This is a genomic window from Mycobacterium hackensackense (assembly GCF_025822555.1).
Lineage (GTDB): Bacteria > Actinomycetota > Actinomycetes > Mycobacteriales > Mycobacteriaceae > Mycobacterium > Mycobacterium fluoranthenivorans.
The window spans coordinates 1,757,348-1,772,089 of sequence record NZ_JACKUC010000030.1 but is presented as its reverse complement, the minus strand read 5'-3'; the positions used below and the strand labels follow the sequence as shown (position 1 = coordinate 1,772,089).

Here is a 14,742-nt window from a genome sequence, read left to right as displayed (position 1 = left end):
ATACCTCTAGTCTTTTCGGATCAGGGCTGCGCGCGGGCACTCGGCGACGGCTTGTTCGGCCAGGTCCTCCTGGTCGGCCGGCACCGGGTCGGCCTTGATCACCGCATAGTCGTCGTCATCCAGATCAAACAGGTCGGGGGCGATACCGACGCAAACCGCGTTGCCTTCACAACGATCGCGGTCGACTTCCACACGCATGACAACCTCCTCGGGCTCTTCATATCCATGCTCGGCTCAACTTCGCCAATGTGCCGGCTAACCATACCGCCCTGGACCTCGAGACTAGAACGTGTTACAACCGGTTGGGAAAAAGGTGCCGTTGAGCACCTTCGATACGACACGGCATGCCAACGCCGCCCGATAGTGAGGATGTCAAGATGCGGATCGGTTACACCGCCGAGCAGGAGGAGTTGCGCCGCGAGCTGCGGTCGTACTTCACCAAACTGATGACACCCGAGCGAGCCGAGGCGCTGGCCGCCAGCGACGGCGAGATGGGCCGCGGCAACGTCTATCGCGAAACCGTGTCCCAGATGGGCAAGGACGGCTGGCTCACGCTGAACTGGCCCAAGGAGTACGGCGGCCAGGCCCGGACGCCGATGGAGAGCCTGATCTTCAACGACGAGGCCGCCATCGCCAATGTCCCGGTCCCGTTCCTCACCATCAACAGCGTCGCACCGACGATCATGCACTTCGGTACCGAGGAGCAGAAGAAGTTCTTCCTGCCCAAGATCGCCGCCGGTGATCTGCACTTCTCCATCGGCTACTCCGAGCCAGGCGCGGGCACCGACCTGGCGTCCCTGCGCACCACGGCCGTGCACGACGGCGACGACTACGTCATCAACGGCCAGAAGATGTGGACCAGCCTCATCGCCTACGCCGACTATGTGTGGCTGGCCGTGCGTACCAACCCCGAGGCGAAGAAGCACCGCGGGATCTCGATGCTGATCGTCCCCACCACCGCCGAGGGCTTCTCCTGGACACCGGTACACACGATGTCCGGTGTCGACACCAGCGCCACCTACTACCAGGACGTCCGCGTTCCCAAGACAGCGCTCGTCGGCGAGGAGAACGCCGGCTGGAAGCTCGTCACCAACCAGCTCAACCACGAACGCGTCGCCCTGGTATCGGCGCAGCCGATCTTTGTGGCGCTCAACGGCGTTCGCGAGTGGGCGCAGAACACCAAAGATGTGCACGGCAAGCGGCTGATCGACTCGGAGTGGGTGCAGCTGAACCTGGCCCGCGTGCACGCCAAGGCCGAGGTGCTCAAGCTGATCAACTGGGAGCTCGCCTCCGCCGATGACGTCGCCCCCTCCCCCGCCGACGCCTCGGCGGCCAAGGTGTACGGCACCGAGCTGGCCACCGAGGCCTACCGCCTGCTCATGGAGGTGCTCGGCACCTCGGCGACGCTGCGGACCGGATCATCGGGGGCGCTACTGCGCGGGCGGGTGGAGCGGCTGCACCGCTCCTGCCTCATCCTGACCTTCGGCGGTGGCACCAACGAGATCCAGCGCGACATCATCGGCATGGTCGCACTCGGCCTCCCACGAGTGAATCGATAAGGAAGAACATGGATTTCACACCTACTGAGGCGTCACTCGACCTGGGTGGCCTGGTCCGCACCATCACCGAATCGGTGTGCACGCCCGAACACCAGCGTGTCCTCGACGGACTCGACCAGCGGTTCGACCGCGACCTGTGGGCCAAGCTGATCGACGCCGACATCCTCTCCACCGCCGCGCCGGAGTCGGTGGGCGGCGGCGGATTCGGTGTGCTGGAACAGACCGCCGTGCTGACCGCGCTCGGCCGCCAACTGGCAGCGGTGCCCTATCTGGAATCCTCGGTGCTCGCCGGGGGTGCGTTGGCCAGATTCGGGTCCGAGACGCTGCAACAGGATTGGGCGGTGCCCGCCATCAACGGCGCCAAGATCGTCACCGTCGCCCTCGATGGTGAGATGGGCCAGGGCCCGGTGCAGGCCACCTCTGACGGACCCGGATTCCGGCTGACCGGAACGCGCACCCAGGTGAGCTACGGCCCGGTGGCCGACGCCTTCCTGGTGCCCGCTGAAACGCCTTCCGGCGTAGAGGTTTTCCTGATCACCGCCACCGATCCCGGCGTCACGGTGAGCACATTGGACACCACCGGTCACGGCGCCGTGGGCCATCTGGAACTCGACGGAACGGTTGCGGATGCCTCCCGTGTCATCGGCGGCCGAGAGGTCCTCGACTGGCTGACCGTGCACACTGCGCTGGGCCGCACCGCGTTCCAGCTCGGGGTGCTGGAGCGCGCACTGGAACTCACCGCTGTCTATGCGCGCGAACGTGAGCAGTTCGACCGGCCGATCGGCAGCTTCCAGGCCGTGTCCTCGCGGTTGGCCGACGGCTACATCGACGTCAAGGCGCTGCGGTCCACCCTGACCCAGGCCGCGTGGCGGCTCTCCGAGGACCTCCCCGCAGATATCGATGTGGCCAGCGCCGCATTCTGGGCCGCCGACGCGGGACACCGGGTCGCACACACCACGGTGCACGTGCACGGTGGTGTCGGCATCGACATGGATCACCCGATCCACCGCTACTTCCTGGCCGCCAAGCAGACCGAGTTCGCGCTGGGCGGCGCGACCGGGCAGCTGCTGCGGATCGGCCGCGAACTGGCCGACACCCCGGTCTAGATGGCCGACACCGTTGGCGCCTTATTGGCACCATTGGTCGGCGTCACCGACCGCGGCGTGCACTACGGCGACGAGTTCACCAGCTGGCAGGACCACATCGCCGCCGGGGCTGCGCTGGCGGCCGCGTTGCGGGCCCGACTGGACCCGGACCGGCCGCCGCATATCGGTGTGCTGCTGGGCAATACGCCGTTCTTCTCCAGTGTGCTGGTGGCGGCGGCGCTGTCCGGTCTGGTGCCGGTCGGGCTCAACCCGACCCGGCGCGGGGCGGCACTGGCCGGCGACATCGCCCGCGCGGACTGTCAGCTGGTGCTCGCCGACTCGGGCGCCGAAGTGCCGGACGGGGTCGAGTTCATCGACGTCGAATCCGCCCTGTGGGCCGCCGAACTCGCCGCCCACGCCGGCGCCGCGGTGACCTTCGCCGAGCTGTCCCCGGACGACCTCTTCATGCTGATCTTCACCTCGGGGACCAGCGGTGACCCCAAGGCCGTTCGAGTCACCCAGGACAAGGTGGCTTTCCCCGGAAGGATGCTGGCACAGCGGTTCGGGCTGGGACCCGCGGACACGTGCTACCTGTCCATGCCGTTGTTCCATTCCAACGCGATCATGGCCGGCTGGTCGGTCGCCGTGGCGGCGGGGGCTTCGATCGCGTTGCGGCGCAAGTTCTCCGCCTCTCAGTTCCTCCCGGATGTCCGCCGGTACGGTGCCACCTACGCGAACTACGTCGGCAAGCCCCTGTCCTATATTCTCGCCACCCCACCGCAGCCCGACGATGCCGACAATCCGCTGAAGTTCCTGTACGGCAATGAGGGTGCGCCCCGGGATCTGGTGCGCTTCGCCGATCGGTTCGGCGTGCGGGTGGTCGACGGATTCGGCTCCACCGAAGGCGGTGTGGCGATCGCGCGCACCCCGGAGACCCCCGAAGGATCCCTGGGCCCGCTCACCGATGAGGTGGCCATCGTCGACGTGGAGACCGGGCAACCGTGCCCGCCCGGAGTGGTCGGGGAGATCGTGAATCCGACTGGTGCTGGTTGGTTCCGCGGCTACTACAACTCACCCGAGGCCCAGACCGAACGGATGGCGGGCGGGGTCTACCACTCCGGGGACCTCGCCTACCGGGACGAGGCGAACTTCGTGTACTTCGCGGGGCGCCTGGGCGATTGGATGCGAGTGGACGGTGAGAACCTGGGCACCGCGCCGATCGAACAGATTCTGCTGCGCCACCCCGATATCGCCGAGGCGGCCGTCTATCCGATCCCGGACCCCGCGGTGGGCGACCGGGTGATGGCCGCGGTGGTGCCGGTCCCAGGCGCCGCGTTCGATGTCGAACGGTTCGCGACGTTCCTGGCCGAACAACCCGATCTCGGCACCAAACAATGGCCGTCTTTCGTCAGGGTCAGCACCGCACTGCCACGTACCGAGACGTTCAAGGTGCTCAAGCGCGAACTCTCGGCCGAGGCCACCGACTGCGCCGATCCGGTGCACACCGTCGAACGGCCGGCGCTGCGCGGCTAGGGTGCAGCCATGGCCATCGACCCGTCCGCCGTGTCGCTGCACGATCGGGTCGCCGTGGTCACCGGCGCCGGCGAAGGCATCGGCCGCGGCATCGCGGCGGGACTGAGCGCCTTCGGCGCCAAGGTGGCGATCTGGGAACGCAACCCGCAGACGTGCGCGGACACCGCCGCCGCTATCGGGGCACTGGGTCTGGCCGTCGACGTGCGGGACAGCGATGCCGTCGACGAGGCGTTGCGCCGCACGACCGATGAACTCGGCCCGGTCCGAATCCTGGTGAACAACGCGGGGGGTACCTTCTCGTCGCCGCTGCTGGAGACCTCCGAGAACGGCTGGGATGCGCTGTACCGGGCCAATTTGCGCCATGTGTTGTTGTGTACGCAACGCGTCGCCCGGGTGATGGCTGCGGCGGGCCGAGGCGGCAGCATCATCAACATCACCTCCATCGAGGGGGTGCGCGCAGCTCCGGGCTACGCGGCGTACGCCGCGGCGAAGGCAGGGGTCATCAACTACACCCAGACCGCGGCACTGGAATTGGCCGAACACGGGATACGGATCAATGCCTTGGCCCCTGATTTCACCATGACCGAAGGATTGGCCCGAATGGCTTCGCCGGAACGCCTGGAAAATGCCGGACAGATGGTCCCTTTGGGGCGCCCCGGCAATGTCGATGAAATGGCGGGAGCCGCGGTATTCCTGGCGTCTGATCTGTCGAGCTACGTGACGGGGCAGACCATTCATGTCGACGGGGGCACCCACGCCGCCGGTGGCTGGTATCGGCACCCTGAAACCGGTTCGTACACGCTGGGACCGGCCTGACCGCGGGCAATCATCGTATGAGGATTTGCTGGCCGCGGTAAGACTTTCTTCACCTCGAATTCGAGTAGTTCTACTCAGCACGGCGAACGCCGCGCTGAGCTACGCTTCCGATCGGAAATGCATGGCGGTGACCTTTGCCGTAATTGCACCGGAAGACTTCGACCTCCGAGGAGTTATGTCATGAGAGCATCTGCGCTCACCGGTTTGGCGGCCGCGGCCACCGCCCTGGCCGTGGTCCTTTCCGGCTGCGGCTCGGACACCAAGACCGCCGCGAGCAGTAGCGAGAAGACCACCGCGTCGTCGTCGGAGAAGACGTCGACCAGTAAGTCCGAGTCCCCCACCAAGAAACCGAAGGTGGCGCCGCGCGACGAGGATGCGGCCGGGCCGAACGAGACCATCGCCGGCTATATCAAGGCGAACAACATCCAGGAGACTCCCGTGCACCGGGGCGATCCCGGCTCGCCGACCATCGACCTGCCGCTGCCCGAGGGCTGGGAATCCGCCGGCACCGACACCCCGGACTGGGCCTACGGAGCGATCGTCTACACCGGCCCCGAGGCCTCCGAGTACACCCCGAGCGTCGTCGCGATCGTGTCGAAGCTGACGGGCAACGTCGATCCGCAGAAGATCCTCGATCTGGCTCCGGGCGAACTGCAGAACCTCTCCGGTTACGAGCCACTCAACGAGGGCGCGGCCAGCACCCTCGGCGAGTACCCCGCCTTCCAGCTGGGCGGCACCTGGGTCCAGGACGGCCAGAAGAAGATCGTCGCGCAGAAGACGGTCGTCATCCCCGGCAGCGACGGCCTCTATGTGCTGCAGCTCAATGCCGACGGTCTCGAGGACCAGGTGGACATCGTGGGCGCGGCGACCGACGCCATCGACTCGGGAACCACCATCACGCCCTGACCTGAACGACGACAACGCCTCCACGGGTACGCCCGTGGAGGCGTTGTCATGTTCATCACCGCAGGTCAGGATGACCCGCGGCGGCTTCGTGAACAAATCGGACGGGCACCCTGGTCGATACCGCAGGTACCGGGTAGGTTTGCCCTAGCCGTTTAGTTACTCACCAGTAAGGGAGAGTCGACCATGCCCGCTCCATCCGCCGCGGACTTCGCTCGTCTGCGCACGCTGGTCGCCATCGACGATGTTGACGCGCGCCCGTCCAAGCCGATCGACGAGGTGTTCACCGGCAGGGAACTCACCACCATCCCGGTCGGCAACGCCGACGACGTCGCCGCAGCGTTCGCCAAAGCCCGTGCCGCGCAGGCCAAATGGGCCCAGCGCCCGGTTGCTGAGCGGTCCGCGGTCATCGAACGGTTCCGCGATCTGGTGATCGCCAACCGCGATTTCCTGATGGATGTCGCGCAGGCCGAAACCGGAAAGGCCCGCTCGGCCGCCCAGGAAGAGATCGTCGACATGATCCTCAACGCGCGTTACTACGCGCGGGAGGCGGTCAAGCTGCTGGGCACCAAGCGGGTGCAGGGCCTGTTGCCCGGTCTCGTCAAAACTGTGGTCAACCACCACCCCAAGGGCGTCATCGGCGTCATCTCGCCGTGGAACTACCCGATGGCGCTGTCCATCTCCGACTCGATCCCCGCGTTGCTGGCGGGCAACGCCGTGGTGGTCAAACCCGACAGCCAGACTCCCTACTGCACACTGGCCAACGCCGAACTGCTGTACCAGGCCGGGCTACCGCGCGACCTGTTCGCCGTGGTGCCCGGGCCCGGGTCGGTGGTCGGCACCGCGATCGTGGCCCACTGCGACTACCTGATGTTCACCGGTTCCACCTCCACCGGCCGGACGCTGGCCGAACAGTGTGGCAGCCGGCTCATCGGCTTCTCCGCCGAGCTCGGCGGCAAGAACCCGATGATCGTGACCAAGGGCGCCAACCTCGACGTCGCCGCCAAGGCCGCCACCCGGGCGTGTTTCTCCAACGCCGGGCAGCTGTGCATCTCGATCGAACGGATCTATGTCGAACGTTCCGTCGCCGACGAGTTCGCCGCCAAGTTCGCCAAGCAGGTCAAGGCGATGAAGCTCTCCACCGCCTACGATTTCAGCGCAGATATGGGCAGCCTGATCTCCGAGGACCAGATCAAGACGGTGTCCGGACACGTCGATGACGCGAAGGCCAAGGGCGCCAAGGTGATCGCCGGCGGCAACGCCCGCCCCGACATCGGCCCGCTGTTCTTCGAACCGACCGTGCTCACCGATGTCAACGACGAGATGGAGTGCGGCCGCAACGAGACCTTCGGGCCCTTGGTGTCCATCTACCCCGTCGACTCGGTGGATGAGGCGATCGCCAAGGCCAACGACACCGAGTACGGGCTGAATGCCAGTGTGTGGGCAGGCAGCAAGGCCGAGGGTGAGGCGATCGCGGCCCGGCTGCAGGCCGGCACCGTGAACGTCGACGAGGGCTACGCCCTGGCCTTCGGCAGCACCGCTGCGCCGATGGGCGGGATGAAGGCCTCCGGGGTGGGGCGCAGGCACGGCGCCGACGGCATTCTCAAATACACCGAGTCCCAAACGGTGTCCACCGCCCGGGTGATCAATCTCGATCCCCCGCTGGGCATTCCGTCGGCCTGGTGGCAGCGGGCGCTCACCCCGATGATCCAGGCGGTGCAGAAGCTGCCCGGCCGGTGATCCCTTCCGCGCCCAAACGCACGTTTGGGCGCGGAAATGCGGGGAGATCACGCCATTGCGTCGATCTCGGCGGTCAGGACCCGGCGATACCGTCCAACCGCTTCGTGGCCTGCTCGAATCCCGCCACCAACTCGGCGATGATGTCGGCGGCGGGGCGGATCTCGTTCATCCGGCCCACGATCTGACCCACCGGCATGGACACCGTGTCCGGATTGTCCGACTCGTTCATCCGCTGGTGTGCCTCGCTGACCAGGATGTTCTGCAGCGGCATCGGCAGCGGCTCCGGAGCGTCCGGCGCATCCCAGGCATCGGTCCACTTGGTCTTCAGCAACCGGGCCGGCTTGCCCGTGTAGATCTTGCGGCGCACCGTGTCAGCGGTGGTCGCGCGCAGCAGCGCGTCCTGAATGGTCGACGTGCCGCCGGGCAACCGGTGACCCAGATCGTATTCGGCCGCAGTCAGGAAGGCCGAGCCCATCCACACGCCCTGGGCGCCGAGCGCCAGCGCGGCCGCCACCTGGCGGCCGGTGCCGATACCGCCGGCGGCCAGGACCGGCGCCCTGCCGTCGAGTGCGTCCACGATTTCCGGCCAGAGCACGACGGAACCGATCTCACCGGTATGCCCGCCGGCCTCATGCCCCTGCGCGACGACGATGTCGACACCGTTCTCGACATGGCGCAACGCGTGCTTGGCGCTGCCGGCCAGTGCGGCCACCGGCACGCCGGCCGCGTGCGCCTGCTCGATGACGTCGACAGGTGGCGAGCCCAGCGCATTGGCGATCAGCTTGATCGGATGCTTGAGCGCCACGTCGACATGGCTACGCGCCACCGAATGCAGCCAGCCCAGCACGCCCTCGTTTTTCTCCTCGTCCTCGGGCAGCGGCGGAACACCCAGATCGGCAAGGGTTTTCGCGACGAAGTCGCGGTGGCTCTGCGGGATCAGCTTGTTGATGTCAACGGCTGTGCCCTCGGTGGGGATCTTGGCCGGCATCACGATGTCCACGCCGTACGGCTTGCCGTCGGTATTGGCGTCCATCCACTGCAGGACTTCTTCCAGATCGTCGGCGTCGTTGAACCGCACGCAGCCCAGCACGCCCAGGCCGCCGGCCTTGCTGACCGCCGCGGCCACCTTCTCCGACGGAGTGAACACGAAGATCGGGTATTCGATCCCAAATCGTTCGCAGAGTTCGGTACGCATCTACACTTCCCGTCGCTTCGCTCGCCCTGGCATCACTTGGCCCCTACATGTTTGGCGTGCACCTCATCGGCCGGACGCTCTTCGGTGGTGTCCTTGGCCCACCGGTAGTCGGGCTTACCCGCCGGGGACCGCTTCACCTCGTCGACCAGCCAAAGACTGCGCGGCACTTTGTATCCCGCGATCTCGCTGCGGACGAACTCATCTAGCGACGCGAGCGTCGGCCGGGTCCCTTCACGCGGCTGCACCACGGCCGCCACGTGATTGCCGAAGCGTTCGTCGGGCACCCCGACCACCAGCGCGTCGAACACATCCGGGTGGCCCTTGAGCGCGGCCTCCACCTCTTCGGGGTAGATCTTCTCGCCGCCACTGTTGATCGACACCGAGCCGCGACCCAGCATGGTCACGCTGCCGTCGGCCTCGACGGTGGCGTAGTCACCCGGGATCGCGTACCGCACACCGTTGATGGTCCGGAACGTCTCGGCGGTCTTCTTCTCGTCCTTGAAGTAGCCGACCGGGATGTGACCGCGCTTGGCGAGGATGCCGCGCACCCCGGATCCTGGGACCACCGGGTTGCCGTCCTCGTCGAGCACCGCGGTGTTCTTGTCGATGGTGACCCGCGGTCCACCGGTGTGTGACTGCCCCTTGGCCACCACGCTGGTGCCGCCGAACCCGGTCTCCGAAGAGCCGATCGAGTCGGTGATGACGCGGTTGGGCAGCAACTCCAGGAACTTCTCCTTGAGGCTGGTGGAGAACAGGGCCGCGGTGCTGGCCAACAGGAACAGACTCGACAGGTCGAACGTTTCACCTTGCTCCTGGTGCGCCAGCAGCGAATCCAGCAGCGGCCGCGCCATCGCGTCACCGGTGAAGAACAGCAGGTTCACCTTGTGCTCGTGGATGGCCCGCCACACCTCGTCGGCGTCGAACTCCGGCACCAGCAGTACCGTGCCGCCGGAGAACAGCGCCATCCACGTGGCCGACTGGGTGGCGCCGTGGATCATCGGCGGAATCGGGTAACGCACCATGGGACCGCTGGTGGCGGCCTGCTTGGACAGGTCGTATTCGTCGGCCAGGGGCTCACCGGTGGCGAAGTCAGTGCCGCCCAGCAGCACTCGGTAGATGTCCTCGTGGCGCCACATCACGCCCTTGGGGAATCCGGTGGTGCCACCGGTGTAGAGCAGGTAGATATCGTCCGCGCTGCGCGGTCCGAAGTCGCGTTCGGCCGACTGGTCGGCCAGGGCGGAGTAGAACTCGACACCGCCGTAACGCGAGAAGTCGTCGTCCGTCCCGTCTTCTACGACGAGCACGGTCTTGATATTCGGGGTCTCCGGCAGCACGTTGGCGACCCGGTCGGCGTAGCGCCGCTCATGCACCAGCGCGACCATGTCAGAGTTGTCGAACAGATACTTCAGCTCACCCTCGACATAGCGGAAGTTCACGTTCACCAGGATCGCGCCGGCCTTGACGATGCCCAGCATCGCGATGACGATCTCGATGCGATTGCGGCAGTACAGGCCGACCTTGTCGTCCTTCTGGATGCCCTGCGACTGGAGGTAGTGGGCGAAGCGGTTCGCCTTCTCCTCCAGCTGGGCGTAGGTGAGTTGATCGTCCGCACTGATGAGGGCGACACGGTCCGGCACAGCGTCGATGGCGTGCTCGGCAAGATCGGCGATATTCAGGGCCACGGAACCTAAACTAGAACGTGTTACATTTCGTGACAAGTCTGGGGTTGTCGAGCAGAGAGGCTGGGACGGGTGACGGAGAGCGAAAAGGGGCCTGACGCCCTCATTGAGCAGCGCGGACACACGTTGATCGTGACGCTCAACCGCCCGGAGGCGCGCAATGCCCTTTCTGGCGAGATGCTCTCGATCATGGTTGAGGCGTGGGACCGCGTCGACAGCGATCCGGAGATCCGCACGTGCATCCTGACCGGCGCGGGCGGTTACTTCTGCGCGGGTATGGACCTCAAAGGCGCCACCAAGAAGCCGCCGGGCGACTCGTTCAAGGACGGCAGCTACGACCCCTCGCGTATCGACGGTCTGCTCAAGGGCCGCCGGCTCACCAAGCCGCTGATCGCCGCCGTCGAAGGACCGGCCATCGCGGGCGGGACCGAGATTCTGCAGGGCACCGATATCCGCGTCGCCGGCGAGAGCGCCAAGTTCGGGATCTCGGAGGCCAAGTGGAGCCTCTACCCGATGGGCGGTTCGGCGGTGCGCCTGGTACGCCAGATCCCGTACACCATCGCGTGCGACATGCTGTTGACCGGACGGCACATCACCGCCCAACAGGCGCTGGACTACGGACTGATCGGTTACGTGGTGCCCGACGGCACCGCACTCGACAAGGCCCTGGAGATCGCCGAGGTGATCAACAACAACGGGCCACTGGCGGTGCAGGCCATCCTCAAGACCATCCGCGACACCGAGGGCATGCACGAGCTGGACGCCTTCAAACCCGATACCGCCAACGGCATCCCGGTGTTCCTCTCCGAGGACGCCAAGGAAGGTCCACTGGCGTTCAAGGAGAAGCGGGCACCTCAGTTCAAGATGCGCTGACCCGGTCCTCGGTTGTCGGCAGGAACGCGTCCCCCTGCTCCCGGTCGAGGTAGGTGGTGGCCTTGTTCTTGAGGACGAACAGGTACACCGCCAGCGACAACGCGATGCAGACCGTGACGTAGCCGATGAACAGGGGCACCTGGTCGCGGGCCTTGAGCGCCTGATAGATCAGCGGCGCGGTGCCGCCGAAAGCCGAATTCGCCAGTGCATATCCGACTCCCACGCCGAGTGCCCGCACGCGGGCGGGGAACAGTTCGGATTTCACCAGGGCGTTGATCGACGTGTAGCCGGTGAGGATCACGTAGCCGACGGCGACCAGCAGGAACGACAGCAGCGGTGAATGCGTCTGCGGCAGATAGGTGTACAGCACGTAGGTGTACACCACACCGCCGAAGCCGAAGAACAGCAGCAGCGGCTTGCGTCCCACCCTGTCGCTGATGATGCCGCCGACCGGCTGCAGCAGCATCAGGAAGATCAGACTGATCAGGTTGATCCAGGTAGCCGTCATCGCCTCGTTCTTGTAGGTGGCCTTGACGATGGCCGGGGCATTCACGCTGTAGGCGTAGAACGCCACGGTGCCGCCGAGGGTGATCAGGAAGCACAGCAGCAGCGGTCGCCAGTAACGCGTGAGCAGCACCCGGATGGACCCGGCGCCCGTGTCCTTGCCCTCCCTGATCGCCTCCAATTGCTCGGCGGACAGGGATTCATCCATGGTGCGCCGCAGCCAGAACACCACGATCGCGGCCGCACCGCCGACGGCGAACCCGATGCGCCAACCGAATTCGTGCACCTGCTCGGTGCTCAACGTGGTCAGGATGATCAGCAGGGTGAACTGAGCGAGCACATGACCGCCCACCAGCGTGACGTACTGGAAGGACGAGAAGAACCCGCGCCGCTCCCGCGTCGCGGCCTCCGACATGTAGGTCGCCGAGGTGCCGTACTCGCCACCGGTGGCGAAACCCTGCACCAACCGGCACAGGATCAGCACGATGGGAGCGGCGACACCGATGGTCTCCCGGCCGGGCACCACCGCGATCACCAGTGAGCACAGGGCCATCAGCGAGACGCTGATGGTCAGCGCGGCGCGCCGACCCCGCCGGTCGGCGAACCTGCCGAAGAACCACGAGCCCAGCGGCCTGGTCAGGAACGTGACCGCGAAGATCGCGTAGACGTAGATCGTCGAATTCTGGTCTGCCGGATCGAAGAACTGCTTCTCGAAGTACGTCGCGAAGACGGTGTAGACGTAGACGTCGTACCACTCGACCAGGTTGCCCGACGATCCCCTGATGGTGTTCCAGATGGCGCGGCGGGTGTCCGCCCTCGATGTGGTCATGCCCCATCTTTAGCGGTCACACGTGCCCGCAGTGCGGGCTCTACCGGATTTGCCGCCGAATTCTTACCTTCGCTCCGGTATCTAGTCCAGGAGCCGCGGGGTCGGGGTGAACACCACCGGCATGGCCTCAGGACCGCTGACGAAGTTGGCCGGCCGCAGCGGAACCTCGGCGCCGTCGGCCAGCCGCAGATCCGGCAGCCGGCGCAGCACCCGCTCGGTCATCAGCTTGAGCTCGAGACGGGCCAGCTGATTGCCCAGGCAGAAGTGGCTGCCGAAGCCGAAGGCCAGGTGGCTGTTCGGGTTTCGGTCGATGTGGAACTCGTGCGCGTTCTCGAACGCCGATTCGTCGAAGTTGGCGGACTCGAACATGAGCATGATCTTCTCGCCGGCTTTGAGCTCGGCGCCGTGGAACTCGGTGTCCGCCGTGACCGTGCGGCACATGTTCTTCACCGGTGAGGTCCAGCGCAGCATCTCCTCGATGGCGCCGGGGAGCAACGACTCGTCGGCGACCAGTGCCTCCCACTGGTCCCGGTGCCGCAGCAGTTGCTCGGTGCCGCCGGACAGGGTGTGCCGGGTGGTCTCGTCACCTCCGATGAGGATCAGCAGCGTCTCGAAGACGATCTCGTCATCGCTCATCCGCTGCCCCTCCACCTCGGAGTGCACCAGCACGGAGAACAGATCCTCGGTCGGGTCGGCGCGCCGCTTGGCGATGACGTCCATGGTGAACGCCGTGTATGCGGCGAAGGTCTCCATCAACTTCTGGACGGCCGATTCGTCGACGTGCGAAGACAACCCGCACACCAGGTCATCGGACCACTGCAGCAACATCTCGCGTTCCGTCGGCAGCACGCCGAGCATGTCCCCGATGACCGCCATGGGTAGCGGAGCCGCGATCTCGCGGACGAAGTCGGCCGTACCGCGCTCGCACACGCCGTCGATCAGGGTGTCGCACAGTCGCTCGATGGCGGGCAGCTTGTCCATCACCCGCTTGCGGGTGAATCCGGCGTTGACGAGCTTGCGCCGCACCAGATGCGCCGGATCGTCCATATCGATCATGTACGGCATGCCCGGCTGGTCGGGCCGGATACCGCCGGCGCTGGAGAACAGTTCCGGGTTGCGTTCGGCGTCGAGGACCGCCTGATAGCTGGCGGCGGCGGCCAGCCCGTTGCGATCCCGGAACACCGGTTGGTGGGCCCGCATCCAGCGGTAAGCCTCGCGTGCCGCGGGTCCGTCGGCGTAGAAGCGGCCGTCGGCCAGGTCCACATCGGGTTTGGCGACGACGGTCGTCATGCGATCTCCTTGGCGTCACCGAAGGTCATGTCCACGTTCTGCGCGGATCCCGAGAACATCGCCCGTTTGGGGAAACCGAGGTCGGCGAGTTCTCTGGCGTAGGGATGGCCGCCGAGACGCACCCGCACCCCGCCCGGCCGGTACCGCACACCGGTCATCCGCATCTCGCCGGAGGTTTCGCGGGTGACGCCGTCCAGATGCGAGTAGGTGGGATGGACCTGGGCGCGCGAGGTGAACAACGCGGGCACGGGCAGTCCCGGGCTGAAATCCATGCCGACGGCATGGATGCCGTCGATGCTGACATCGAAGGAGAACGACCCCCCGTCGACAATGCTGAAGTCCGCCATCACCTTCGGGTAGCCCCAGATGGTCCGGCCGGCCTCCAGCGTGAAGGCCTGATCGACGGGCAGGTGGTGGATGAACGCCCCGGCCGACTGCAACGCCTTAAACCCCGAGGCCTGCTGCCCCGGTGGATTGACCATGACGTTGGTGCCGTACTCGTAGTACTGGCCCAGATCGGTGTCGAGGTAGTGCATCAGCATCAGCACGACGACGGCCTTGCCGGGCCGATAGCGGCAGACCTGCAAGCCGCTGTAGTCGATCATCCGCTGGGCGGCATCGGCATTCACCGAGAACATGGCCATGTGCTGCTGCGCGGTGCGTACCCGCACCGGCATCGTCAGGACGGTGCCGGCGATGGTGTGTTGCGTCACACGCCAAATCTAGAACGCGTTCT

At 66.2% G+C, this 14,742-nt stretch carries 13 protein-coding genes; 7 read left to right on the top strand and 6 right to left on the bottom strand.

Annotated features, from left to right (window positions below; translation table 11 throughout):
• Positions 1–6: 6 nt before the first annotated feature.
• A complete protein-coding gene (locus H7J86_RS17990) occupies positions 7–198 on the bottom strand; it encodes a ferredoxin (protein WP_090354353.1) in 192 nt (63 codons plus the stop codon).
• A 179-nt stretch (positions 199–377) separates the two neighbouring features.
• Between H7J86_RS17990 and H7J86_RS17985 the strand changes: the two genes are divergently transcribed.
• The 6 genes from H7J86_RS17985 to H7J86_RS17960 all read left to right on the top strand — a co-directional run bounded on the left by H7J86_RS17985 (position 378) and on the right by H7J86_RS17960 (position 7,636).
• Positions 378–1,559 (top strand): acyl-CoA dehydrogenase family protein, encoded by a 1,182-nt coding sequence (locus H7J86_RS17985; protein WP_167163225.1) that lies wholly within the window; start codon positions 378–380, stop codon positions 1,557–1,559.
• Positions 1,560–1,567: 8 nt separating this feature from the next.
• Positions 1,568–2,665: an acyl-CoA dehydrogenase family protein gene (locus H7J86_RS17980; RefSeq protein WP_187097062.1), complete on the top strand. Its 1,098-nt coding sequence runs from the start codon at positions 1,568–1,570 to the stop codon at positions 2,663–2,665.
• A complete protein-coding gene (fadD17, locus tag H7J86_RS17975) occupies positions 2,666–4,177 on the top strand; it encodes a long-chain-fatty-acid--CoA ligase FadD17 (protein ID WP_267292423.1) in 1,512 nt (503 codons plus the stop codon).
• A 9-nt stretch (positions 4,178–4,186) separates the two neighbouring features.
• Entirely contained in the window at positions 4,187–4,993 is an 807-nt protein-coding gene (locus tag H7J86_RS17970) for an SDR family NAD(P)-dependent oxidoreductase (RefSeq protein WP_267292421.1), read from the top strand.
• Between the two features lie 180 nt (positions 4,994–5,173).
• Positions 5,174–5,899 carry an envelope biogenesis lipoprotein LpqN gene (lpqN, locus tag H7J86_RS17965; RefSeq protein ID WP_267292419.1) on the top strand — a complete coding sequence of 242 codons (726 nt, stop codon included), beginning with the start codon at positions 5,174–5,176 and terminating at the stop codon, positions 5,897–5,899.
• 183 nt (positions 5,900–6,082) lie between these two features.
• Positions 6,083–7,636, top strand: coding sequence for a succinic semialdehyde dehydrogenase (locus H7J86_RS17960; RefSeq protein ID WP_090354345.1), 1,554 nt, complete (start codon positions 6,083–6,085; stop codon positions 7,634–7,636).
• A 73-nt stretch (positions 7,637–7,709) separates the two neighbouring features.
• On the opposite strand, the gene H7J86_RS17955 is transcribed toward H7J86_RS17960, so the two are convergent.
• Both H7J86_RS17955 and H7J86_RS17950 read right to left on the bottom strand, forming a co-directional pair.
• Positions 7,710–8,831: an NAD(P)H-dependent flavin oxidoreductase gene (locus H7J86_RS17955; RefSeq protein WP_267292417.1), complete on the bottom strand. Its 1,122-nt coding sequence runs from the start codon at positions 8,829–8,831 to the stop codon at positions 7,710–7,712.
• A 32-nt stretch (positions 8,832–8,863) separates the two neighbouring features.
• Complete coding sequence (locus tag H7J86_RS17950; protein ID WP_267292416.1) at positions 8,864–10,549, bottom strand: acyl-CoA synthetase; 1,686 nt, start codon at positions 10,547–10,549, stop codon at positions 8,864–8,866.
• Between the two features lie 33 nt (positions 10,550–10,582).
• Between H7J86_RS17950 and H7J86_RS17945 the strand changes: the two genes are divergently transcribed.
• Complete coding sequence (locus tag H7J86_RS17945) at positions 10,583–11,383, top strand: crotonase/enoyl-CoA hydratase family protein (RefSeq protein WP_090354341.1); 801 nt, start codon at positions 10,583–10,585, stop codon at positions 11,381–11,383.
• On the opposite strand, the gene H7J86_RS17940 is transcribed toward H7J86_RS17945, so the two are convergent.
• From H7J86_RS17940 to H7J86_RS17930, 3 genes are all read right to left on the bottom strand, one after another.
• On the bottom strand, positions 11,370–12,716 hold the full coding sequence (locus H7J86_RS17940) for an MFS transporter (protein ID WP_267292414.1): 1,347 nt from the start codon (positions 12,714–12,716) through the stop codon (positions 11,370–11,372). The genes H7J86_RS17945 and H7J86_RS17940 overlap by 14 nt on opposite strands.
• An 81-nt stretch (positions 12,717–12,797) precedes the next feature.
• Positions 12,798–14,006, bottom strand: coding sequence for a cytochrome P450 (locus H7J86_RS17935; RefSeq protein WP_267292411.1), 1,209 nt, complete (start codon positions 14,004–14,006; stop codon positions 12,798–12,800).
• Entirely contained in the window at positions 14,003–14,719 is a 717-nt protein-coding gene (locus H7J86_RS17930) for an acetoacetate decarboxylase family protein (protein WP_267292410.1), read from the bottom strand. Before H7J86_RS17930 ends, H7J86_RS17935 begins: the two co-directional genes overlap by 4 nt.
• Between the last annotated feature and the right edge of the window lie 23 nt (positions 14,720–14,742).